The sequence below is a fragment of the Flavobacterium sp. DG1-102-2 genome (genome assembly GCF_033042555.1).
In the GTDB taxonomy this organism is placed as follows: domain Bacteria; phylum Bacteroidota; class Bacteroidia; order Flavobacteriales; family Flavobacteriaceae; genus Flavobacterium.
Genome location: NZ_JAWLIK010000016.1, coordinates 47,434 through 72,367, shown reverse-complemented (window position 1 = coordinate 72,367; position 24,934 = coordinate 47,434). Strand labels below are relative to the sequence as shown.

Below are 24,934 nucleotides of genomic sequence, written 5' to 3'. Positions count from 1 at the left end.
CTATGCACATTTTGAAATTGCCTCAACACGAAGTATGAACAAAAACGTTACGCGATTTAAACGAATGTTTAATTTTCTTTGCTATATTAATATTTGTATGCACAAATGTATCTATCTTTGCTATATCAAAGTAAGTACTTTACTCCTATATAGTACTGTCAATATGTTAGCAATGAAAGATATTTCTAAATTAGACCATACACAATGTATGGGCATGATACTACCGGTGAGGGATGCACTTGATGTACTTAACGGCAAATGGAAACTCCCAATACTTATATCGGTTACGCTGGGTAATAAACGTTTTGGCGAAATAGCGCGCGAAATACCAAAAATAACCGACAGGATGCTGTCTAAAGAACTTCGCGAGCTTGAAGTTCACGGACTCATAAAACGTACTGTACATGATACTATTCCGGTTGTTATAGAGTACTCGATTACAGAATATGGCCATTCGCTGGATAGCGTAATAGTAGAATTACGCAAATGGGGGGTGCAACACCGCCAGAGGGTTATAGAAAATTACAGTAATGCCAAATAATAGCCTGTAACAAATAGCCTTTTCATTCGTTAATAAATAAAAATACCACTTATGTTTCGTTGGATACTCTTCTTTGTTTTTGTGGCGTTGGTTGAAATTTATGTTTTCCAGACCGTAAAGACAGTTACCAAGGTTAAATGGATTCAATATGCCCATATAGCCGTTTCGCTTTTAATACTTATTTATATAATATACCAGTTTACCCAATTTGACCGAAGTATCGGGCAAAATAAAAAGACCCTGTTTACCATGGGGCTGTTGCTTATTACCTACATTCCTAAAATTGTTATCACTGTCGTGATGCTGGGTGAAGATATCATAAGGCTTATAGGTGGTGCAATAAGGGCTTTTCTGGGTAATAGTGAGCAGTCTTTCCTGCCGGACAGGCGAAAATTTGTAAGTCAGCTGGCTTTAGGGCTTGCGGCGATTCCTTTCCTTTCTCTGCTTTACGGAATGACCAAAGGAAAATATAATTTTAAGGTCATAAAACAAACGATATTTTTTCCTGATCTTCCCGATGCTTTTGACGGAATGACCATTACTCAAATTTCAGATGTGCACAGCGGGAGCTTTGATAATCATGAAAAGATTGAATATGCCATAGATCTTATAAATGAGCAAAAATCAGACATAGTACTTTTTACAGGCGATATCGTTAATACTCACGCTACAGAAATGCATCCGTGGATAGAGACTTTTAAAAGAATAGAAACACCTGCATTTGGTAAATATTCGGTATTAGGTAATCACGATTACGGTGAATATGTAACATGGCCTTCCCAGCAGGCTAAAAACGATAACTTTGAAGCAATAAAAGACCTGCACCGTCAGATTGATTTTAAGCTTTTGCTGAACGAAAACATCAGGCTTGAAAAAGACGGGCAGCACATTGCATTAATAGGGCTTGAAAACTGGGGGCATAACTTTAAAAAAGCCGGAGATCTTGTAAAAGCTTCGCAGGGTGTTGCCGATGACGACTTTAAAATATTAATGAGCCATGACCCCTCGCATTGGGAGTATGAAGTAAAGAACAACCCGCATAACTATCATCTTACCCTTGCCGGGCATACCCATGGATTACAATTTGGGATAGAGATTCCGGGCATAATCAAGTGGAGTCCTGTGCAGTATGTTTATAAGCAATGGGCAGGGCTATATGAAAACCTGGGGCGTTATGTGTATGTAAATCGCGGTTTTGGTTTCCATGCGTATCCGGGGCGTGTAGGCATCTGGCCAGAGATTACTGTACTTGAGCTTAAAAAAAAGTGAAAAAGTAGGCTAATTTGGTAAAAATGCTATATTTGTATAATATTTATTTGTAAGAAGTTTTTAAATTCAATTTAAAATTTCATTTTATGTCAAAATTTGGAGAACTTATAAACTCCCAGGTACCTGTACTAATCGATTTTTATACAGAGTGGAATGAGCCATCTGTATCTATGCATCCAGTTATAAGAGATGTTGCGGCAGCATTAGGTGACAGGGCTAAAGTCATAAAAATAGATGTGGATAAAAACCAGGAACTGGCAGATGCGTTAAGGATAAAAGGCCTTCCTACACTTATGATCTATAAAGAAGGTCAGATGGTGTGGAGACAGTCTGGAGAACTTGATGCAAACACTATAATAGGCCTTGTTCAGGAACAGATCTAATCTATCGTCCCGAATCTAAATCCATTTTCTTTAAGATACTCAATAGCTTTAGGCAGCGCATATTTTAAATTTGCTGAAGCCTTTATGCTGTCATGAAAAATAATAACGCTGCCATTGGCGGCGTTTTTTATTACATTCTGCAGGCATTGCTCCGGAGTTATCGTAGTGTCAAAGTCGGCGCTTAAAACATCCCACATGATTATTTTGTAGCCAAGCCGCTTTATGGCTTTTGCCTGGGTAGCCTTAATTTTTCCATAAGGGGGTCTGAAAAACTTTACGTCGGCACTTGTCCTTTTAGTAATTGACAGCCTGCACGCTTCTGCGTTTTCTAAATAAGCTTTGTCTTCGGTATTCCATCCGTTACAATGATTAAAGGTATGGTTGCCTATGTTATGGCCGCCATCAATTACCTTTTGAAATACGTCGGGATGCTTTTCTATATTGTCTCCAATACAAAAGAAAGTAGCCTTTATGCCGTGCTGTCTAAGTATGCCTAATACCCATCCGGTGATTTCGGGAATAGGGCCGTCATCAAAAGTTAAATAGACTGTTTTCTGGTTTTGGGGCAAAGACCATATATACCCACTAAAGAGTTTCTTAATGAACCAGCGTGTTTTTACCCAATATAACTTCATTGCAATATCCTTTAAAAAAGAATGCAGTACCATAAAGCACTGCATTATTAAAGTTACAAATAGTTGTTCACTATTCCTTATCTCTTTTAAATCTTCCTGCCCTTTGGTTAAACTCATTGAATTTAACTTTAGCAGCATTATAGTAAGCGGTGTCGCCATTATCTTTCATTACCCAAAGCAGGCTTCTGTAGCGCTCAATTGCAGTAACAATGTCAACTGCTACATTGTTTTGGTCGCTGCTGGAAAGCCCTCTGTAGAACGTTAGGTTTTCCTGGTACTTAGTAATTAGCTTATCAAGTAGTTTGTGTGCGTCTTCTTTTTGTCCCAATTCATAATAACCGGTTGCAAAAGGCTCAAGAAGCGTGTAGTACTCGTAATATTCTAATGGCATTTTTGTCATTGCCAGGTCTATCACTTTTTTCGCCTTGTCTTTTTTGCCTTCATTTATAAGGGCTTCCATAAGTCTTGCAAGGTTTGTACGGTAAGTAATACTGTTTTTGCGTGTCTCAGGGTCGTGGTAAATTTTAGGGCTTTCGCTGTTACCCCAATCCCATGACATAACGATATCATACATTTTGTCAGTATCGATATATCCCATGTCAAGCGGACTTCCGTCTTTAGGTATTGCCGTTCTTATAGGTACAAGCTTAAACACCATGCCATCCAGCTGAAGGTAATCCTTCATCCAAAGGTAGTCGTCATCACCAAAGCTTCCGCCGGTAAAGTAAATAGGCCTTTTCCAGTCGTTATTGTTAATGATGTCAAGCATCATAAGGCGGTTTTTATAAAGAGCATCGCCTTTTATAGTAATATCAATGTAAGGAACGATAGAGTCCTGCTGTTTAGGAGCAACGATCCTGTTTTTGATAACGATATCCCTGTCAACAGGAATCCTTACTTTGTTAGTAGGGTAGTAATTTACAAAATGACCATTGTTAAGCTCTTTTCTAACCTGTTTATCATCAGACTTAAGGAAATTAATGAAATCCTTGAGCGCCCATCGATTTTCGATTTCTGGTACGTGAAGGCTGTAATCGCGTGTTCCCTGCTTGTATTTATCGCTTGTAAAGCTAATAGGTACCGGGTCAGAGTCATATGCTTTTGCCTTCATCTGGTCAATATACCAGTCGGTCATAAGCAGGCTGGTGTTCACGATCCTTACATCGGTACGGTAACCTTCAATTTCCTGTGCATACCACAGTGGGAATGTGTCATTATCACCTATGGTGAACAGGATTGCATTTTTGTCGCACGAAGATAGGTATGCTTTTGCCATAGCAACTGCCGTATACTTGCCTGAGCGGTCATGGTCATCCCAGTTTTCTTTAGCCATTATAACCGGAGCAGCAAGCAGTGTAACGGCTATTACTACCGGGCCTACGATCTTAGGCTGGGCATATTTTTTAAGGCCATCATAAATGGCATATACTCCATAGGCAATCCACATGGCAAACACATAGAATGATCCTACAAGGGCATAATCCCTTTCACGTGGTTCAAATGGCCTCTCGTTAAGGTATATTTTAAGTGCAATACCTGTGAACAGGAACAGTGTTAAAAGCACATAGAAACTCTTAGGGTCTTTCCTTGCATGGAAAGCGATGCCTACAAGTGCCAGTATAAACGGAATAAAGTAATACGTGTTGAAACCTTTATTTTCCTTACGGTCAGTAGGCAGGTTTTTTTGAGAGCCAAGGTGCATTTCGTCAAGCGGTGTGATACCACTTATCCAGTTACCATCAAGGTTATCATAACGCCCCTGAATATCATTTTGGCGTCCTGTAAAGTTCCACATAAGGTATCTCCAGTACATATAGCCAAACTGGTATTCTACCATATACTGCATATTGTCGCCAAATGACGGCTTCTCTATAATAAGGTAGTCGCCGTATGTTTTAAGGAATTTTTCGTAATCTTCAAGGTCAGCATGGCCTGATTGGTAAGCACCTTTAAACTCGCTTACTGCCTGCTCAACACCACCCTTAACCTGAGCCATAGCTGTATTGTAATCTTCCTCGCTCATCTGGTCTACAGGAAGCCCGTATTTTATAAGCTCCTGCTCATAATCATAAGAAGGGTTAAGCCTGAAAGCGACTGGTTTTGTAAAGCGCATATAGTTTGCCGCGTGCTCAGTGCTCCACATCCTTGGCATAAAGCCTTTCTGGTTGTCGTCAGTATTCTGTTTGGCATTTTTGTAGTTGTTTACAATAACATATTTGCCTGTTTTGTAATCCCTCTGGTAGTTAGGTTTTTCATCTTCATATGGGTTGTTCTTGTCCAGGCCGGTAAAGGCATCGGTATACATTGGCCCGTAGAATAATTTTTGTTCGCCATACTGCTCCCTGTTATAGTAAGCCAGTACCTCTGCAGCATCCGAAGGGTTGTTTTCATTAATAACAACATTGGCATTTGCCCTTACAGGCAGCATTACCCATGTGGAGAAACCTATAAGGATAAAAAGAACGCAAAGGATTATTGTATTGAAAAATGGCAGGTTTTTCTTTTTTGTGTACTGAAGCCCAAAATAAAATAATGCAATAATGGCCAGCAGTACAATGATGGTTCCTGAGTTAAAAGGAAGCCCAAATGTGTTTACCATAAAGATCTCTGTCTTCCCAAAGATCGCCATGGTGTAAGGCAGTAATAATTTGAAGATGAATAACAGTATTGCAACAATAACAACATTGGCTATAATGAAACTTTTAGCGGTTATATTCTTGTAATTTTTAAAGTAATAGATGAAGCCTATCGAAGGAATGGTTAACAGTGCCATAAAGTGTACACCAAATGACAATCCTACCACAAGCGATATGATAAGCAACCATTTGTTGCCTCTTGGCGTGTGCATTTCCTGTTCCCAGCGAAGGCCCAGCCAAAGCAATAATGCGATGAACAATGACGCCATGGCATACACTTCTGCCTCAACAGCGTTGAACCAAAAACTATCTGTGAATGTATAGGCAAGGCTTCCTACAGCCGATGCGCCAAGTATAACAATTGCGTTACTGTCATTAAATTCAGATACTTTACTGATCAGGTTTTTTAATAATATTGTAAGCGACCAGAACATGAAAAGTATGGTAAATGCACTTGAAAACACTGATAACATATTTACCATAAGTGCTACCTTATCTGGGCTTGTTGCAAACATGGCAAAGAAAGCACCCATCATCTGGAAAAGTGGTGCTCCAGGCGGGTGGCCCACTTCAAGTTTAGCCGAAGTAGCAATATACTCGCCGCAATCCCAAAAGCTAAGGGTGGGTTCTACAGTAAGGGAATAAACAAGCAGGGCAATGGCAAAAACTGACCATCCTGCGATGGTATTCCATTTCTTGAAATTGAATGTTATCATGTAATGATTGTTGTTCAGTGATATTTTTAGTATTGCAAAGAAACTATTTTTTTCGTTAAGCTAAAGTCAATTTTCTATTTTAATACATCCTTTCAAAGCAAAACGGCCATGTTTTATGCATGGCCGTTTTAAAAAGATTGATTGTATCTTATTCGTTTTCCCGTTCAAATTGCCTGAAGGCTTTGTTGAGTCGGTTAAAATCGTTGCGTGATGCGTTATAGAACTGGGTGTCGTTATTGTTTTTCATGACAAGCAATAAACCACGATACTGTTCAATTTCACGTATTATTGACTGGTAGCTGCTGTTTTGGGTTTTTATAGGAAGTGATTTATAATACTCCAGTTTTTCTTTGTATTTTCCTGTAAGCTTAGTTAGTAATTCCTGTGCTTTTTTCTTTTCTCCCGCCTTGTAATAACCGTTAATGAACGGCTCGTAAATAAAATACAGCCCGTAATAATCAGGAGGCAGGTTTTTCATTACCAGGTCGGCAATGGCAACTGCTTCTTTAATCTTGCCTTCTTCAAGAAGTTTTTCTTCAAGAAGGGCAAGGTTTCGTCGATAAGCGCGGCTGTAACGTATGGTTTGCTGATCGTGGTAAATATCAGGGCTTCCGCTGTTGCCCCACTGCCACCTCATGGCGATATCGTACATCTTGTCTGTGTCTATATATCCTGTCTCCATAGGATTGCCGTCTTCCGGCAGCGGTGTTTTTATCGGCACGAGTTTATAAACAAGTCCGTCAAGCTGCATATAATCCTGCATCCATGCATAGTCTGACATATCCGGGCTTCCGCCCGAGAAGTATATAGGGCGTTTCCAGTTATTGTTTCTTATGATATCCAGCATCATCAGGCTGTTCTTGTATATTGCCTCTTTAGGAAGGTTTATATCCATATACGGCACTATAGAATCATTGTATTTTGAAGCAACTACTTTATTTTTTATAATGAAGTCTTTATCAACTTTAAAGCGAACTTTGTTAGTAGGGTAAAAATTTACTTTCTGACCACCTGATAGTTCAATTTTTGCTCTTTCGTCTTCCATTTTTACAAAGTCGATGAAGGTGTCAATATCAATACGGGCTTCTGTTGTTGGATCATATAAAATATAATCCCTTGTTCCGTCAACGTATTGTTTATGCTCAAAAGAGATTGGTACAGGGTCAGATTCATACGCTTTGCGTTTCATCTGGTCAATATACCAGTCGGTAGGGAGCAGGGTGGTACATACGATCCTTACATCGGTGCGGTAGCCTTCAATTTCCTGTGCATACCAAAGCGGGAATGTGTCATTATCGCCTATGGTAAATAATATAGCGTTGGGTTCGCATGAATCAAGATAGGCTTTGGCGAACGCCACGGCGGTATAACGGCCCGAGCGGTCATGGTCGTCCCAGTTTTCTTTTGCCATAAGAACCGGGGCGGCAAGCAATGTCACTGCGAGAACTGCAGGGATAATGATTTTAGGCTGCGCATATTTTTTGAGTCCGTCATAAATGGCATACACCCCAAAAGCTATCCACATAGCAAAGGCATAGAAAGCGCCTACAAGCGCATAGTCTCTTTCACGTACTTCAAACGGCCTTTCATTAAGGAATATCTTTAAGGCAATACCGGTAAACAGGAATAATACGAGCAGTACATAAAAGCTCTTGCGGTCTTTTTTAGCGTGGAAAACCATGCCGATAACAGCAAGTATAAAAGGCAGGAAATAATAGGTGTTTCGGCCTTTATTTTCTTTCATGTCTGTAGTCAGGTGGCTTTGCGGGCCTAACAATGCCTCGTCTATCGGTGTAATGCCGCTTATCCAGTTACCGTTTATAACATCATACTCACCTTGTATATCGCTTTGGCGTCCGGTAAAATTCCACATCAGGTAGCGCCAGAACATATAGCCAAACTGATAATTGAACATAAAGCCCATGTTTTCGCTAAAGGTTGGTTTTTCTATAATAAGGAATTGCTTATAGTGCTTCAGGAACTTGTCGTATTCCTCGTAGCCCATTTCGCCTTTACTGTATGCCGATTTAAATTCGTTAACGATATTTTCTACTTCACCTCTTATCTGGGCAAGGGCGGCGTTTGCCTGCTCTTCAGATATATTGTTTACATCTACGCCATACTTCCTTAGTTCATTGCTGTAATCAAAATTAGGATCAAGTCTGAATTTTGGCGGATTGGTAAATGACATATAATTTGCAGCGTGATCTGTGCTCGTCATCCTTGGCAGGATGGCGTTGTGATTAGCATCTCCGTTCTGCCTGGCATTTTTATAATTGTTTACAATAATATAACGGCCGGTTTTGTAATCGCGCTCATAGTTAGGCTTGGCATCAGAGTACGGATTATTTTTATCCAATCCGGCATATTTCTCGGTGTACAGCGGGCCATAAAATGTTTTTTGCTCACCGTATTGCTCGCGATTGTAATATGCCAGTACTTCGGCAGCATCAGACGGGTTGTTTTCGTTAATCACCACGTGTGCATTGGCGCGTATAGGCAGCATTACCCATGTAGAAAAACCTATAAGTATAAACAGAAGGCAAAGCAGGATGGTATTGTATATTGCAAAACCTTTCTTTTTTGTGTAGCCAAGGCCAAAGTAAAAGAAAGCCGTGATAAGCAACAGCATAAAGATGGTTCCCGAATTAAACGGAAGCCCCAGGCTGTTTACCATAAATATCTCGGTCTTTCCGAAAAGTCCCAGTGTATAGGGTAAAAGGGATTTAAAGACAAAGAACAATATGGCTATCATAACCAGATTAGCTATAATGAAATTCTTTACGGTTACCGTTTTGTAGTTCTTAAAGAAATAAATTAATCCTATAGAAGGTATACTAAGCAGTGCCATAAAGTGTACACCAAATGAAAGACCTATCAATAGCGAAATAATAAGCAGCCATTTGTTGCCCCTTGGCGTGTGCATCTCTTCGCCCCAGCGCAGGCCTGCCCACATTAGTGTAGCAATAAAGAGTGATGCCATTGCATATACTTCCGCTTCGGTAGCATTAAACCAAAAGCTGTCGCTCACGGCAAAGACAAAACTGGCTACAAAAGCGCTGCCTAGAACCATTATGGCATTATTGCGGTTCCATTCGGTAAATTTTGTGATTGTATTTTTAAGCATTATGGTCAGTGACCAGTACATGAATAGTATTGTAAATGCGCTTGATGCTACAGAAAGCATATTTACCATCAGCGCAATATTTTCTTTGCCAAATGCAAACATGGCAAAGAATGCCCCAAACATCTGGAACAGGGGAGCGCCTGATGGGTGACCCACCTCAAGCTTGGCCGAAGTAGCGATATATTCGCCGCAATCCCAAAAGCTAAGGCTGCGTTCTACGGTAAAACAGTAAATTATAAAAGAAATTGCAAAAATTGTCCAGCCTAAAATGGAATTCCATTTTTTGAAGTTAAATTGGGTCATGTTATTGGTGTGTAATGCTTTATGTTTCCTGCAAATGTAAGGTGTTTTATATCTTACAGAACACGCAAAATATTTTTTTTAAATTTTTTTATTTGAATGTTTGTAAAAGTGAATTTATGTAGTATATTTGCACCGCAATAAAGCACAATTGGTCTATGGTGTAATGGTAACACTACTGTTTTTGGTGCAGTCGTTCTAGGTTCGAGTCCTAGTGGACCAACAGAAAAGCCTCTCAGAAATGAGAGGCTTTTTTTTTTTTATTTGTTTGCAGAAAAAAGAAAAGGCATAAAAAAAGCGACTTCTAAAAAGAGCCGCTTTCGTTTTATATCGGAGAATTATATTTTAAATGTTATAACCGGGCGTACTGCGTGGTTAACCAGGTCTTCGCTAACGCTTCCGTTAAAGAAGTGTGCAAGTCCTTGTCTTCCGTGAGTACTCATTCCTATAAGGTCGGCGTTGATGCTGTTAGAAAAATGCAGGATGCCTTTTTCTACGTTCACGTCGTTATAGATGTGAGATGTGTAGCCGTTCTTGATGTCAAACTGCGAAGCAAAATCGTGTATTGCTTTCTCTGCAGCATGGGTAGATTTAAAGTTGTTAGGTGTATTTACAGATACAAGGTGCAGTTCTGTATCAAAAGTATTTGCAAACTCAACTGCTTTTGCAAAAGGTTTTTTGATCTCGTCTGAAAAATCAGATGCGAAAACAAATTTCTGAGGATTAAACTCGCCTTCTTCTTTTTTGATTACAAGTACAGGTATGTCTGATGTTCTTACTACTTTTTCTGTGTTAGAACCGATGAACATCTCGTGGAAGCCGCTGGCTCCGTGAGATCCCATAACTACAAGGTCTATATTGTGTTTTTTGCTGTGTTTTACGATACCGTCAAAAGCTCTTTCAAATTGTATTGCTTCAACTACAGGAATTCCCTGTAGGTAGGGTGCATTAAGAACTTCCTGGAAACGCTCGCGTGTTTTTTCCATAAAGAACATAACCTCAGGAAGGTCTGAACTGCTGCCCACTGCGTTGCTTTCGCCTATTCCGTCGCTGGCAAGAGCTGGAAGCTCAAGCATGTGCAGCAGGAATATTTCGCCGTTATTTTTGCGTGCAATCTGCGCGGCAACTTTAAGGGCGTATTCAGCATGGGCGGAAAAGTCAGTAGGGACTAAAATTTTCTTCATAGTTTAAGTATTATTTAACAAAAATTGGTGGAATTTTAACAATCATAAAGGTAAGAATAAATTTTACATTACCCAATGATTTTCAAGATATAAAAAAAAATTGTATATTTGCCTCGTTATTTACTAAACACTAAATAATGAGGGGACAGGAGTCCCCTCTTTTTATACAGATATGACATTTAAGGAGAAAGTTGCAGATTTACTGAATAAAGGTCTTGAGGAGCATCCTGAGCTGTTTCTTGTAGAGTTATCGATCACCGGAGCTAACAAGATCATGGTTACGCTGGATGGCGATAAAGGAGTTACTCTTCAGGATTGCATAAATATCAGCAGGGCTATAGAACATAACCTTGACAGGGAAGAAGATGATTTTTCGCTGGAAGTTGCTTCAGGCGGTGCAGCAAGCCCACTGAAACTTCCAAGGCAATATAAAAAGAATATTGGCAGGACGCTTAGCGTAAAAACTGCCACTGAACAGATTGAGGCTAAAATTACTGATGCTAACGAAGATTTTGTAGTGTTAGAATGGGAAGCCCGTGAACCTAAAAAGATAGGTAAAGGAAAAGAGACGGTCCAGAAAAGGCTTGAATTGCCGTATCAGGACATTAAAGAAGCAGTTGTTGTAATAAAATTTTAAAAAAATACGAAAGTTGGCATGGAAAATCTCGCATTAATAGATTCGTTTTCAGAGTTTAAAGATGATAAGCTTATTGACAGGGTTACGCTTATGGCAATCCTTGAAGATGTATTCAGGAATGCACTGAAAAAGAAATATGGTTCGGATGATAATTTTGACATTATCATAAACCCTGATAAAGGGGATATGGAGATATGGAGAAACCGTGTGGTGGTTGCCGATGGTGAGGTGGAAGATCCAAACCAGGAGATATCGCTTTCTGAAGCAAGAAAAATTGAGCCTGACTTTGAGGTGGGTGAGGATGTTTCTGAAGAAGTAAAACTGATACAGCTGGGAAGAAGGGCAATATTAGCGCTTCGCCAAAACCTTATTTCTAAGATACACGAACACGATAATACAAACCTGTACAAACAGTTTAAAGACATCATTGGTGATATTTATACTGCAGAAGTGCACCATGTTAGGCCAAAAGCTGTAATTTTGGTGGATGATGAAGGAAATGAGATCGTTCTTCCTAAAGAAAAACAGATCCCGTCTGACTTTTTCAGGAAAGGTGATAACGTTCGTGGAATTATTGAGAGCGTTGAGCTTAAAGGTAATAAGCCTCAGATCATCATGTCAAGAACATCTGAACTGTTCCTTGAAAAATTATTTGAGCAGGAAATCCCTGAAGTATTTGACGGCCTTATCATGGTTAAGAAAGTAGTAAGGATACCTGGAGAAAAAGCAAAAGTAGCTGTAGACTCATACGATGACAGGATAGATCCTGTAGGAGCATGTGTTGGTATGAAAGGTTCACGTATCCACGGAATCGTTCGTGAGCTTGGTAACGAGAATATCGATGTTATCAATTACACGACAAATACACAGCTTTATATATCGAGAGCGCTTAGCCCGGCAAAAGTATCGTCTATCAAAATAGATGAAACAAACAACAGGGCAGAGGTGTTCCTTAAATTAGAAGAAGTTTCAAAAGCAATTGGCCGTGGTGGTCATAATATTAAACTTGCAGGCCTTTTAACAGGTTATGAGCTTGATGTTATCCGTGAAGGAACTGCTGCTGAAGACGAAGACGTAGAATTAACAGAGTTCTCTGACGAAATCGAAGGATGGGTAATAGAGGAGTTTGCTAAAATAGGACTTGATACCGCAAGAAGCGTATTGAACCAGGATGTGCAGGATCTTGTTAGGAGAACCGATCTTGAAGAAGAAACGATACTTGAGGTAGTGAGAATACTTAAAGAAGAGTTTGAAGATTAAGAACAGGTTAACTGCATAAACAGCACAACACAACACAGAAGTAAAATTAATAAGATTGTATGTCTGAAGAAAGAGCAATAAGAATTAACAAAGTACTAAGGGAATTAAATATTTCGCTGGACAGGGCCGTGGAGTATCTTAAGGACAAAGGCTTTACCATAGAGTCGAGCCCAAATGCCAAGATATCCACTGAGGAATCTAATGCCCTTTTTAACCAGTTTTCTGCCGATAAGGGTAAGAAAGCAGCTTCTCTTGAAGTGAGCGAAGAAAAGCGCAAAGAAAAAGAAGCGCTTCGTGTAGAGAGAGAGAAAGAGATCGAGGACAAAAGGAAGCAGGATGAGGAAAAGCAAAGACAGGAAGTGATAAAAGCTAGAGCTACATTATCAGGTCCGGTTGCTGTCGGTAAAATAGACCTGGGTGCTAAAAAAGCAGAGCCTTCTTCAGTTGCTCCTCCAGTAAAAGAGGAACCTAAAGCTCCTGTAGAGGAGGTTAAGGTACAACCTGAAGCGCCAAAAGCTGAGGCGCCTAAAGAAGAAGCCCCAAAAGCAGAAACTGCTAAACCGGAAACGCCAAAAGCTGAGCCGGCAATAACTCCTGCAAAAAAACAGGAACCTGCCATTCAGCCTAACAAACCGGCAGCAGAAAAACCTGTTGTTTCTGCTAAAGAGGAACAGGCTGCTCCGGCAGCTGCAACTCCGGCCGCTCCCGAAGAGGAGACGATCAAAACGCAGTACCAGAAATTAACGGGTGCTACGTTTACAGGCCAGACTATTGACCTGTCACAGTTCAATAAGCCTAAAAAGAAAAAAGAAGATTTCAAAAAAGATGCTCCTAAGCCAGGTGGTGCTGCCGGTAACAACCAAAGCGCCGCGGATAAGAACAAGCGTAAAAGGATCGCTCCTAAGCCTCAGGGCCAGGGTGGCGGCCAGCCGGGCCAGGGTGGTGGTGCTCCAAGAACGGGCAACAACACGATAAGGCCTAATACGCAGGGTGGCGGACCGGGTGGTAATAAGTTTGGGCCTAACAAGCGTCCGGCAATCGTTTCTAAGGTAGAGCCTACCGAAGAAGAGGTTAAAAACCAAATCCGTGAAACACTTGAAAAACTTCAGGGTAAAGGAAACAAGTCTAAAGCAGCGAAATACAGAAGGGATAAGCGTGACAGCCACCGTCAGAAATCTGACGATGAGCAAAGAATGCTTGAAGAAGGAAGCAAAGTAATCAAGGTTACAGAATTTGTAACTGTAGGTGAGATTGCAACCATGATGGATGTGCCAATTACTAAAGTGATATCTGTTTGTATGTCACTAGGCATCATGGTAACCATGAACCAGCGTCTTGATGCTGAAACCCTGACGATTGTTGCAGATGAGTTTGGTTATGAAGTAGAATTTATTACTACCGATATTGAAGAATCAATGGAGGTTGTAGAAGATAAAGAAGAAGATCTTGTATTCAGGGCTCCTATTGTGACTGTAATGGGTCACGTTGACCACGGTAAAACATCGCTTCTTGACTACATTCGTAAAGAAAATGTAATTGCAGGTGAGTCGGGTGGTATCACGCAGCACATTGGTGCTTATGGGGTAACACTTGATAACGGCCAAAAAATTGCATTCCTGGATACACCGGGTCACGAGGCGTTTACCGCGATGCGTGCACGTGGTGCTCAGGTTACAGATATCGCTATTATCGTGATTGCGGCAGACGACGATATCATGCCACAAACAAAAGAGGCGATAAATCACGCACAGGCAGCAAATGTGCCAATCATATTTGCTATAAATAAGGTGGATAAACCGAATGCTAACCCTGAGAAGATCAAGGAAAGGCTTGCAGGTATGAACCTTCTTGTTGAAGACTGGGGTGGTAAGATACAATCGCACGATATATCGGCTAAAACAGGTTTAGGTGTTAAAGAACTTCTTGAGAAAGTATTGCTTGAAGCAGAAATTCTTGACCTTAAAGCTAATCCGGATAAAGCTGCTATTGGTACTGTAGTAGAGGCTTTCCTTGATAAAGGAAGGGGTTATGTTTCTACAGTTCTTGTACAGGGTGGTACGCTTAAACTGGGAGACTACGTTCTTGCAGGTAAGCATCACGGTAAAATTAAAGCAATGCATGATGAACGTGGCCATAATGTGAAGGTTGCAGGTCCATCTACACCTATATCTATATTAGGTCTTGATGGCGCTCCTACAGCAGGTGACAAGTTCAGTGTGTTTGAAGACGAAAGAGAAGCAAAACAAATTGCGGCTAAACGTACACAGTTAATGCGTGAGCAGTCTGTGCGTACACAAAGACACATTACGCTTGCAGAGATTGGAAGAAGGATTGCGCTTGGACAATTTAAAGAACTTAACATTATCCTTAAAGGTGACGTGGATGGTTCGGTTGAAGCATTATCAGATTCGTTCTCTAAACTTTCTACAGAAGAGATCCAGATCAACATCATACATAAAGGAGTAGGTGCAATTACCGAATCTGACGTGTTGCTTGCTTCGGCATCTGATGCGATCATTATCGGATTTAACGTTCGTCCTTCTGCAAGTGCAAGAACTCTTGCTGATAAAGAAGAAATTGATATCAGGAACTACTCTATCATCTATGATGCAATTGATGATCTTAAGGATGCAATGGAAGGAATGCTTTCGCCTGAGCTTAAGGAAGAGATTACAGGTACAGCAGAAATCCGTGAGACATTCAAGATTTCTAAAGTTGGTACGATTGCAGGATGTATGATTACTGACGGTAAGATCTTCAGAAGTTCAAGAATCAGGCTTATCAGAGACGGTGTGGTTATATACACGGGAGAGCTTACAGCCCTTAAACGTTTCAAAGATGATGTTAAAGAGGTGTCTAAAGGCTATGACTGTGGTATACAGATCAAAAACTACAACGACATCCAGCAGCTTGATATAATAGAAGCGTATCAGGAAGTTGAAGTGAAAAAGAAACTTAAGTAATTAGGTTTACCTTATAAATAAATCCCGGCTGTTTTAACAGCCGGGATTTTTGTTTTAAAGCAGTTAGGTTTTTGTTTAAAATAAATATATTTTTGATTGGTTTGTAAACTGTGATGCCTGCTTATATATTATGAAGATGGTAGAGTGCTGAATTGATCTTTTGGTGTGCTTAAATAAAAAAGGATGATTGACATTGAAAAAGTAAAAAACTTTATACTCAATAAGCAGGAGAACGAATTTCCTGATGGTTTGTATTATCACAATGTTGAGCACGTAACCGATGTGTATGAGGCCGTGATAAGGCATATTACCGCAGCACAAATTGGGGATCAGGATGCATTGCTTCTTAAAACAGCTGCCTTGTTTCATGATTCGGGTTTTATTCTAAGGGCTAAAGGGCATGAAGAGGTTTCGTGTGATTTTGCAAAAGAATATCTTCCGGGTTTTGGATATGGCGCTGTGCAGATAGAAAAAATCTGCGGAATGATAATGGCAACAAGGATACCCCAGTCTCCCTCTAATTATCTTGAAGAAATCTTGGCAGATGCCGATCTTGATTACCTTGGCAGGGATGATTTTTTTACCATTTCTGCGAGGCTTTACAAAGAGTTAAGTGAAGCGGGAGTCATAACGGGCGAAGGTCAATGGGATAAAGTGCAGGTAGAGTTTTTTACTAATCATCATTATTTTACAAACGAAGCAAAACAATGGAGGCAGTATAAAAAAGATGCGCATCTGAAAATTTTAAAATCAAAACTAACCGACAATAATTAATGAGTACCACAACTACTAAAATCAGCATTAAAGATTCTGTTACCGACTACCTGTTTATAATAGCAGGAATTTTATGCCTGAATTTTGCGCTAAAGGGGCTTCTTGTTCCTAATCATTTTTTTGATGGAGGTGTTACAGGTCTGTCGCTTCTGCTTCATGAAACGTATCATATTAATATAGCATTGCTGATAATTGGGATTAATATACCATTGATCATTTTGGGATCAAGGATAATAGGGAGGAAGTTCGTTATAAAAACATCCATATCTATTATCGTTTTGGGTATGTGCCTTCTCTGGCTGCCGGTACCCATGATTACACACGATAAGCTGATTGTGTCTGCTTTCGGAGGATTGTTTATAGGCTTAGGTGTTGGCTTTGGTATGCGTGGCGGCTGTGCATTAGACGGTATCGAAGTGCTTGCTGTATATACCGGAAAAAAAGTTGGTTTCACTATGAGTGAGATCATACTTGGGCTTAATATAATTATCTTCTCTATAGCAGCTATTTTCTTTGGCTTAGAAAAGGCTTTTTATTCGATGCTAACCTATTTTGTAGCATCAAAAACTATAAATTATGTGGTGGAAGGTATTCAGGAATTTACCGGCGTTACCATTATTTCGGCCAAGAGTGAAGAAGTAAAATCATACCTTGTGCTGCAAATGGGTAAGGGTATTACTGTTTACAAAGGAGAGAGGGGCTTTATGAAAGATAGTTTTGAAGTGAGTACAGAATGCGATATAATATATACTGTTGTTACGCGTCTTGAGGTGAGAAGGCTTAAGGCAGCGGTACATGAAATTGATGTAAAAGCGTTCATATTTTCAGGTCCGATTAAAGAGACAGCAGGAGGCGTTCTTAAAAAGAAAGCCGAACATTAAAAAAAATCCCGCAATTGCGGGATTTTTTGTGTTTGTATGCTACTTATTTGGCTTAATTAATAGTGCGTAAGGATATTTTTTCTTGATGTCAACAAGTCGTTTTTCGGCGTCAATTTTCGATTTGAAATTGCCAACCCAAACCTTATAAGTCGGGCTTTCATATATAATTGTTCCGTCAAGGTTTTTAAATTCTTTTTTAAAATCCGCTAACGTTTTGCGGGCAGCGCTATTGTCCCCATAAAATATCTGCACTTTATAGCGGTCATTTACAGTGATAGATGGATTTATTTTACGTTTTTCCTTTAAAAGCTGCTCAAACTTTGGGTCCTGAGAGACAGAAACATTGCCCTCCTGGGCAAGGCAGGAAAGGCTAGCTAACGTAAGGAATAAGAAGGTTGTTTTGTAAGGTTTTAGGTTTAAAATTCTCATAATGAACTGTGTTTAATGCAAAAGTACAACATATTATTTTACTGGGATTAGCTGGATTTATTTAGAATCTTTATAAATTATGTATTAAGGTTTATTTAAGGTTTGAGAATAATTCTTAAGTCGTATTTTTGTGGAGGTTTTTAAAAAGGCATGGTGTGTCTGCACTATACTTTAAAAACCATACCAAATTAAGTCGATAATCATTTTTAATATGAAAAAAGTGGGTAACCATACTTCGTTTTCAAGAATTTTATTGTTCTGTCTGGCGTTATCGCTGTCATTTTCCGTTGCTTCTTATGCTCAGGAAGCTGCTGCTCCGGCAGCGGCCGAACCAGCTGCGGCAGCCGCTCCTGCTGAAGGTGCCGGCGACCCTGCAAAGGGTAAAGAGTTATTCAATACTCTTTGTGCTGCATGTCACAAGCTTGATGCAAGATCTACCGGTCCTGCGTTAAGAGGTGTTGCTGATAAGCATGACCGTGCATGGATCTACAAGTGGGTAGCGAACAGTAGTGCAATGATCAAATCAGGAGATCCTGAGGCTGTTAAGCTTTTTGCAGAGAATAACAATGCAGTGATGACTCCGTTTCCTCAATTATCAACAGGTGATATAGATAATATCATGGCGTACACTTCGGCGCCTGCTCCTGTTGCTGAAAAGCCTGCTGGTGCTGTTGCCGGTGCTGCTGGTGCTTCAGATTCAGGTACTTCTAATAACGTGGTTTTAGGGCTTCTTATTGTGGTGCTTGGTGTGCTTATCTTTATGCTTGTTTTAGTGAACAAGACGTTGAGAAAAGTTTCTGCGGCTAATGGAATAGAGGTTCCGGGTAAAGATTCTGGTGTTTCTTTATGGAAAGCATACGCTAAAAACCAGTTCCTTGTCTTGGTTACTGTTATTCTTTTAATGCTTGCTTCTTCATATTTCCTTTATGGTTATCTGATGCAGGTGGGTGTTGATAAAGATTATCAGCCAATACAGCCAATCCACTTCTCGCACAAAATTCACGCAGGCGATAATGGTATTGATTGTAAATACTGTCACTCTTCTGCAAGGGTAAGTAAAACTTCGGGTATACCGTCTCTTAACGTGTGTATGAACTGTCACAAGAATATCAATGAATTCCAGGGGGATAAAGATTCTACGTATGTAGATCACTCTAAAGAATTCTATTCTGGTGAGATCAAGAAATTATATGATGCTGTAGGATGGGATGCTACAGCTCAAAAATATACCGGAAAACAAAAACCAGTTAAATGGGTGAGAATTCATAACCTTCCGGATTTCGTTTACTTTAATCACTCTCAGCACGTTTCTGTAGCAGGAGTCGAGTGTCAGAAATGTCACGGTCCTGTAGAGACTTTTGAAGTTATGAAACAGCATGCTCCATTAACAATGGGATGGTGTATTAACTGTCACCGTGAGACTGATGTTAAGGTTGAAGGAAATGACTACTACAAGAAAATCCACGATGAACTTGCCAAGAAATATGGTGTAGTTAAGCTTACTGCTGCTAACATGGGTGGTACTGAGTGTGGTAAATGTCACTATTAATAAATTTTTAAGAAGCTAATATCTATATACAACATGGCATCAAACAAAAAATACTGGCAAAGTGTTGAAGAGCTGAACGAAAACAGCTCTATTGTTGAGACGCTAAGAAACAATGAGTTTGTTGAGCAGATTCCTACGGATGAATTTCTTGGCGACAAGGAAGCTCTTGCCTCTTCATCAACAAGCCGTCGTGACTTTTTGAAATATGTTGGGTTCAGTACAGCAGCTGCATCGCTTGCTGCTTGTGAGGGCCCGGTTATCAAGTCTATTCCTTACGTAGTTCAGCCGGAAGAGATCATCCCGGGTGTTGCAGATTACTATGCAACTACCATGAATGATGGTTTTGATTTCGCAAATATATTAATTAAGACGCGCGAAGGCCGTCCTATTAAAGTTGAGAACAATGTTCTTGCGGGTGCAAAAGTTGCAGCTAATGCAAGGGTTCATGCTTCTGTATTGTCTTTATATGACAGTATGCGTCTTAAGCAGCCGGTGATTGCAGGCAAGCCTGCGTCATGGGAAGAAGTAGATGCAAAAGTTAAGGCAGGCCTTGCTTCGGCGGGTGCTTCTCAGGTTGTTGTTCTTACAAGCACGACAGCTAGCCCGTCTACAGATAAACTTATTGCTGAGTTTGGTGCTAAATACCCGGGCTTTAAGCATGTAGTTTATGATGCTGTTTCTTCATCTGAGGCGCTGGATGCTTTCCAGGCTGTGTATGGTGAAAGAGCTCTTGCTGATTACGACTTTGGTAAAGCGGATGTTATCCTTTCTGTTGGCGCTGATTTCCTTGGCGACTGGCAAGGTGGAGGATTTGACGGCGGTTATACTAACGGCCGTATTCCTAAGCAGGGTAAAATGTCTAAGCATATCCAGATAGAGTCTAATATGTCGCTTTCGGGTGCTAATGCTGATAAACGTATTCCGTTGACTGTTACAGAGCAAAAATATGCTCTTGTTGCTATATATAATGCTATTACAGGTAATGCGGTAAGTGTTCCTGCAATTGCAAACAAAGCATATGCTGATGCTGTTGCTAATGCAGCTGCACAGGTTAAGGCTGCGGGTTCAAGAGGTGTAGTTGTTACAGGTCTTGATGATGTTAATGCTCAATTATTAGTAATTGCAATTAACAACGCTCTTCAGTCTGCTGCTTTCAATCCTGCAGGTGCGCGCCTTGTTCGTAAAGGTGATGCTAAAGCAGTTGCTCAGCTTGTTGCTGACATGAAAGCAGGAAGTGTTCACGCTCTTATCATGAATGGTGTAAATCCAATTTACACACTTGCTAACAGTGCTGACTTTGCTGAAGGTCTTAAGAAAGTAAAACTATCAGTTTCTTTCTCTCTTAAAGAAGATGAAACTGCTTCATTAACAACGATTGCTGCTGCGGCTCCTCACTACCTTGAGTCTTGGGGTGATGTAAGTATTGCAAAAGGATTCTATGCTGTAACGCAGCCTACTATCCGTCCGTTGTTTAATACAAAACAATTCCAGGATGCATTACTATCATGGTCTGGAAATGCTCAGGACTATTATGGTTACCTAAAAGGTGCTTCTGTTGCTTACACAGCCGGGAAAACCTGGAACCAATTAGTTCATGATGGTGTTGCTGTATCTGAAGTGGCTCCTGTAGCTGCTGCCGGAGCAGATTTCGCCGGAGCTGCTTCTAAACTTGCTGCTGCCAAAGCTGCAGGTGGTTTAGAGCTTGTTCTTTATACTAAAACAGGTATGGGAGATGGCCAGCAGGCTAACAACCCATGGCTTCAGGAGTTCCCTGACCCTATCACAAGGGTGTCTTGGGATAACTATGTAACAGTTGCTAAAGCTGATGCTGAAAAGCTTAACCTTGAAAACTGGAACGTGGCAAACGGTGGTCTTAATGGTAGCTATGTTACTATTGAGGTTAACGGTAAAAAACTCGAAAATGTACCTGTTATCATTCAGCCGGGTCAGGCTAAAGGTACAATTGGTCTTGCTTTAGGTTACGGCCGTAAAGCTGCCATGAAAAAAGAAATGGTTGTAGGTGTTAATGCTTACACATTATATAATAACCTTAACTCGTTCCAGTCTGCTAAGCTGACTAAAGAAGGTGGAGAGCATGAATTTGCATGTGTTCAGCTTCAGAGGACATTAATGGGTAGGGGAGATATCGTTAAGGAAGCTACGCTTAAAGAATTCAACGAGAAAGAAGTTTCTGAGTGGAATCCAATGCCGCAGGTTTCTTACGACCACAAAGAGGTAGCCGCTGCTTCAATTGACCTTTGGGAATCTTTTGACAGGACTACAGGGCACCACTTTAACTTATCAATTGATCTTAATGCATGTACAGGTTGTGGCGCTTGTGTTATCGCTTGTCATGCTGAGAATAACGTACCTGTTGTAGGTAAGTCAGAAATCAGAAGAAGCCGTGATATGCACTGGTTGCGTATTGACAGATATTATTCTTCTGAAGATACTTTTGCCGGAGATGTTGCGAAGAAAGATAGTGCTTCAGGATTATTAGAATCTAAGAGTACTTTTGAAAATCTTGAAGATCCTTCAGAGAATCCTCAGGTAGTATTCCAACCGATAATGTGTCAGCACTGTAACCACGCACCATGTGAAACCGTATGTCCTGTGGCTGCAACGTCTCACGGTCGCCAGGGTCAGAACCATATGGCATATAACCGTTGTGTGGGTACTCGTTACTGTGCAAACAACTGTCCTTATAAAGTACGTCGTTTCAACTGGTTCCTTTACAACAAAAACAGTGATTTTGATTACAACATGAATGACGATTTAGGCCGTATGGTTCTTAATCCTGATGTTGTTGTTCGTTCACGTGGGGTTATGGAGAAATGTTCATTCTGTATCCAGTCTACCCAGGCGGTTATCCTTAAAGCTAAACGCGAAGGAAGAACTGTTGCTAAAGGTGAATTCAACGATGCCTGTGCTTGTTCTGCAGCTTGCTCGAGCGGTGCTATGGTATTTGGTGATGTTAATGAGAAGGAAGATGCGATCGTTGCTCTTAAAGAGGACGAAAGGGCTTACCACCTTCTTGACCAGATTGGTACACAGCCAAATGTATTCTACCATGTAAAAGTTAGAAATACATAATAAGAAGTAATATTAATAAGAAACACTATAAAGGATTATGTCGTCTCATTACGAAGCACCCATTAGAAAACCTTTAATTATAGGTGACAAAAATTACCATGATGTTACCGTTGACGTTGCTGCTCCTGTTGAAGGAAGGGCTAACAAACAATGGTGGATCGCGTTTTCAATTGCGCTTGCCGCTTTCCTTTGGGGAGTAGCGTGTGTTAGCTATACAGTTGGAACTGGTATCGGTACATGGGGTTCAAATAAAACAATTGGCTGGGCCTGGGATATCACCAACTTCGTTTGGTGGGTAGGTATCGGTCACGCAGGAACACTTATTTCTGCAGTACTTTTATTATTCCGCCAAAAATGGAGAATGGCGATCAACCGTTCTGCGGAAGCGATGACCATCTTCTCGGTAATTCAGGCGGCTATGTTCCCTGTATTCCACATGGGTCGACCTTGGTTAGCGTACTGGGTTATGCCAATTCCGAATCAGTTTGGTTCACTTTGGGTAAACTTTAATTCACCGCTTCTTTGGGACGTATTCGCGATCTCTACCTATCTTTCGGTATCGTTAGTGTTTTGGTGGACTGGTCTTCTTCCTGACTTTGCGATGCTTCGTGACAGGGCTATTACTCCTTTTACTAAAAAAGTATATTCAGTTCTAAGTTTCGGTTGGAGCGGAAGAGCAAAAGACTGGCAGCGTTTTGAAGAGGTTTCTCTTGTACTTGCAGGTCTTGCTACTCCACTTGTACTTTCTGTACACACGATCGTATCTTTTGACTTTGCTACCTCGGTTATCCCTGGATGGCACACAACAATCCTTCCGCCATACTTCGTTGCGGGAGCTATCTTCTCTGGATTTGCAATGGTAAACACCCTTCTTATCATCATGAGAAAACTTTCTAATCTTGAAGCTTATATTACAATACAGCATATCGAGTTGATGAACATCATCATCATGATTACAGGTTCGATTGTAGGTGTTGCTTATATTACTGAGCTATTTATTGCATGGTATTCAGGTGTTGAATATGAGCAGTATGCTTTCCTTAACAGGGCTACAGGACCTTACTGGTGGGCTTACTTGTTGATGATGACTTGTAACGTTGTTTCTCCACAGGTGATGTGGTTCAAGAAAATCAGAACAAGTATCTACGTTTCTTTCGTAATTTCTATCGTGGTAAATATTGGTATGTGGTTTGAGCGTTTCGTAATTATCGTTACGTCACTTCACAGAGATTACCTTCCATCTTCTTGGACAATGTTCCAACCTACTTTTGTAGATGCTGGTTTCTTCATTGGTACTATTGGTTTCTTCTTTGTACTGTTCCTTCTTTATTCAAGGAGTTTCCCTGTAATTGCACAGGCAGAGGTTAAATCTATCATGAAGACTTCAAGCGAAACTTACAAAAAGTTAAGAGAGCAGGGAGGACACGACAATCATTCACATTCAGAAAATAATCATCACTAAGATCATGAGTAATAAAGTTATACATGTACTGTACAATGACGATGATATCCTTATGGATGCAGTAAGGCAAACACGTGCTGCGCATCATTACATTGAAGAAATTTATACGCCATTCCCGGTTCACGGACTAGATAAGGCAATGGGACTTGCTCCAACAAGACTTGCTATCTGTTCTTTCCTTTATGGTTTAGTGGGATTATCTGTTGCAACTGCAATGATGAACTTCATTATGATCCATGACTGGCCACAGGATATCGGTGGTAAGCCAAGTTTTAGCTATATCCAGAATATGCCGGCTTTTGTACCGGTAATGTTTGAGATGACAGTATTCTTTGCGGCCCACTTAATGGTTATCACTTTTTATATGAGAAGTAAATTATGGCCGTTTAAGAGCGCTGAAAATCCTGATGTAAGGACTACAGATGACCACTTCCTTATGGAAGTGCCTGTTCACGGCGATGAGAACGAGCTTGTTTCTTTCTTTGAGAATACAGGTGCTGTGGAAGTTAAAGTAATTGAAAAGCATTAAAAGAAGTATGAAAGCGTTATATAAAATAGCATTACTGGCAGTGGCGTCTACGTCGCTTACTGCCTGCTTTAACAAATCAGAGCCTAACTATCAGTACATGCCTAATATGTATGAGTCTGTAGGGTATGAAACGTATACTGAATCGGGTGCATTTGCAAACGGTAAAGAAGGTCAGCTTCCGGCTAAAGGTTCTGTTCCAAGAGGATTCACTCCTGAGGAATACGAAAACTCTACTGCAGGATATGAGCTTGCTAAAGCAAACCTTAAATCTCCTCTTGCTCCTGAACAGATTGACGAGGCAAAAGGAAAAGAACTTTTCACTATTTACTGTGCTATCTGCCATGGTGATAAAGGTGACGGAAAAGGAAACCTTGTTAAAAGGGAAAAATTCCTTGGTGTACCTAATTACAAAGACAGGCCTATTACAGAAGGTAGCATTTACCATGTAATAACTTACGGACTTAACTCAATGGGTTCTCATGCTAATCAGCTTTCTCAAACTGAGCGCTGGCAGGTTGTTAACTATGTGTTGAAACTAAAGAGTGAATAATAATTGTAGAACACTG

The 24,934-nt window shown here is 40.5% G+C and carries 18 protein-coding genes and 1 tRNA gene; 14 read left to right on the top strand and 5 right to left on the bottom strand.

What is annotated here, in order from left to right; genetic code table 11:
* Window positions 1-172: 172 nt before the first annotated feature.
* The 3 genes from R1T16_RS17915 (at window position 173) to R1T16_RS17905 (ending at window position 2,193) form a co-directional block, all read left to right on the top strand.
* A complete protein-coding gene (locus tag R1T16_RS17915; protein ID WP_317502507.1) occupies window positions 173-541 on the top strand; it encodes a helix-turn-helix domain-containing protein in 369 nt (122 codons plus the stop codon).
* A 51-nt stretch (window positions 542-592) separates the two neighbouring features.
* Entirely contained in the window at window positions 593-1,810 is a 1,218-nt protein-coding gene (locus R1T16_RS17910) for a metallophosphoesterase (protein WP_317502506.1), read from the top strand.
* An 86-nt stretch (window positions 1,811-1,896) separates the two neighbouring features.
* Window positions 1,897-2,193: a thioredoxin family protein gene (locus tag R1T16_RS17905; RefSeq protein WP_317502505.1), complete on the top strand. Its 297-nt coding sequence runs from the start codon at window positions 1,897-1,899 to the stop codon at window positions 2,191-2,193.
* On the opposite strand, the gene R1T16_RS17900 is transcribed toward R1T16_RS17905, so the two are convergent.
* The 3 genes from R1T16_RS17900 to R1T16_RS17890 all read right to left on the bottom strand — a co-directional run bounded on the left by R1T16_RS17900 (window position 2,190) and on the right by R1T16_RS17890 (window position 9,610).
* On the bottom strand, window positions 2,190-2,828 hold the full coding sequence (locus R1T16_RS17900) for a polysaccharide deacetylase family protein (protein ID WP_411162044.1): 639 nt from the start codon (window positions 2,826-2,828) through the stop codon (window positions 2,190-2,192). The genes R1T16_RS17905 and R1T16_RS17900 overlap by 4 nt on opposite strands.
* 70 nt (window positions 2,829-2,898) lie before the next feature.
* Window positions 2,899-6,180, bottom strand: a complete 3,282-nt coding sequence (locus tag R1T16_RS17895) for a DUF2723 domain-containing protein (RefSeq protein WP_317502503.1) — start codon at window positions 6,178-6,180, stop codon at window positions 2,899-2,901.
* A gap of 148 nt (window positions 6,181-6,328) precedes the next feature.
* Window positions 6,329-9,610, bottom strand: a complete 3,282-nt coding sequence (locus R1T16_RS17890) for a DUF2723 domain-containing protein (protein ID WP_317502502.1) — start codon at window positions 9,608-9,610, stop codon at window positions 6,329-6,331.
* 149 nt (window positions 9,611-9,759) lie between these two features.
* On the opposite strand from R1T16_RS17890, the gene R1T16_RS17885 reads away from it, so the two are divergent.
* Window positions 9,760-9,830: transfer RNA gene (locus R1T16_RS17885), tRNA-Gln, on the top strand.
* Window positions 9,831-9,945: 115 nt separating this feature from the next.
* Here R1T16_RS17885 and R1T16_RS17880 read toward each other — a convergent pair.
* Window positions 9,946-10,791 (bottom strand): universal stress protein, encoded by an 846-nt coding sequence (locus R1T16_RS17880; protein WP_317502501.1) that lies wholly within the window; start codon window positions 10,789-10,791, stop codon window positions 9,946-9,948.
* A gap of 172 nt (window positions 10,792-10,963) precedes the next feature.
* On the opposite strand from R1T16_RS17880, the gene rimP reads away from it, so the two are divergent.
* The 5 genes from rimP to R1T16_RS17855 all read left to right on the top strand — a co-directional run bounded on the left by rimP (window position 10,964) and on the right by R1T16_RS17855 (window position 17,306).
* Complete coding sequence (rimP, locus tag R1T16_RS17875) at window positions 10,964-11,428, top strand: ribosome assembly cofactor RimP (protein WP_317502500.1); 465 nt, start codon at window positions 10,964-10,966, stop codon at window positions 11,426-11,428.
* Between the two features lie 18 nt (window positions 11,429-11,446).
* On the top strand, window positions 11,447-12,688 hold the full coding sequence (gene nusA, locus R1T16_RS17870; protein WP_317502499.1) for a transcription termination factor NusA: 1,242 nt from the start codon (window positions 11,447-11,449) through the stop codon (window positions 12,686-12,688).
* A 59-nt stretch (window positions 12,689-12,747) separates the two neighbouring features.
* Window positions 12,748-15,651: a translation initiation factor IF-2 gene (gene infB / locus R1T16_RS17865; RefSeq protein ID WP_317502498.1), complete on the top strand. Its 2,904-nt coding sequence runs from the start codon at window positions 12,748-12,750 to the stop codon at window positions 15,649-15,651.
* Between the two features lie 183 nt (window positions 15,652-15,834).
* Window positions 15,835-16,425 (top strand): HD domain-containing protein, encoded by a 591-nt coding sequence (locus tag R1T16_RS17860; RefSeq protein ID WP_317502497.1) that lies wholly within the window; start codon window positions 15,835-15,837, stop codon window positions 16,423-16,425.
* On the top strand, window positions 16,425-17,306 hold the full coding sequence (locus R1T16_RS17855; RefSeq protein ID WP_317502496.1) for a YitT family protein: 882 nt from the start codon (window positions 16,425-16,427) through the stop codon (window positions 17,304-17,306). Before R1T16_RS17860 ends, R1T16_RS17855 begins: the two co-directional genes overlap by 1 nt.
* Window positions 17,307-17,345: 39 nt before the next feature.
* Here R1T16_RS17855 and R1T16_RS17850 read toward each other — a convergent pair whose 3' ends face one another.
* Window positions 17,346-17,735 carry an SPOR domain-containing protein gene (locus R1T16_RS17850; RefSeq protein WP_317502495.1) on the bottom strand — a complete coding sequence of 130 codons (390 nt, stop codon included), beginning with the start codon at window positions 17,733-17,735 and terminating at the stop codon, window positions 17,346-17,348.
* Window positions 17,736-17,946: 211 nt separating this feature from the next.
* On the opposite strand from R1T16_RS17850, the gene R1T16_RS17845 reads away from it, so the two are divergent.
* From R1T16_RS17845 to R1T16_RS17825, 5 genes are read left to right on the top strand one after another with little or no spacing between them, the layout of a single operon-like run.
* The gene (locus R1T16_RS17845; RefSeq protein ID WP_317502494.1) at window positions 17,947-19,284 is read left to right on the top strand and encodes a c-type cytochrome; all 1,338 of its coding nucleotides are present in this window, start codon (window positions 17,947-17,949) and stop codon (window positions 19,282-19,284) included.
* A 33-nt stretch (window positions 19,285-19,317) separates the two neighbouring features.
* Complete coding sequence (locus R1T16_RS17840; RefSeq protein WP_317502493.1) at window positions 19,318-22,377, top strand: TAT-variant-translocated molybdopterin oxidoreductase; 3,060 nt, start codon at window positions 19,318-19,320, stop codon at window positions 22,375-22,377.
* Window positions 22,378-22,414: 37 nt separating this feature from the next.
* A complete protein-coding gene (nrfD, locus tag R1T16_RS17835; RefSeq protein WP_317502492.1) occupies window positions 22,415-23,839 on the top strand; it encodes an NrfD/PsrC family molybdoenzyme membrane anchor subunit in 1,425 nt (474 codons plus the stop codon).
* Between the two features lie 4 nt (window positions 23,840-23,843).
* Window positions 23,844-24,368, top strand: coding sequence for a DUF3341 domain-containing protein (locus R1T16_RS17830; RefSeq protein WP_317502491.1), 525 nt, complete (start codon window positions 23,844-23,846; stop codon window positions 24,366-24,368).
* 7 nt (window positions 24,369-24,375) lie between these two features.
* Window positions 24,376-24,918 carry a cytochrome c gene (locus R1T16_RS17825; protein ID WP_317502490.1) on the top strand — a complete coding sequence of 181 codons (543 nt, stop codon included), beginning with the start codon at window positions 24,376-24,378 and terminating at the stop codon, window positions 24,916-24,918.
* Window positions 24,919-24,934 lie beyond the last annotated feature (16 nt).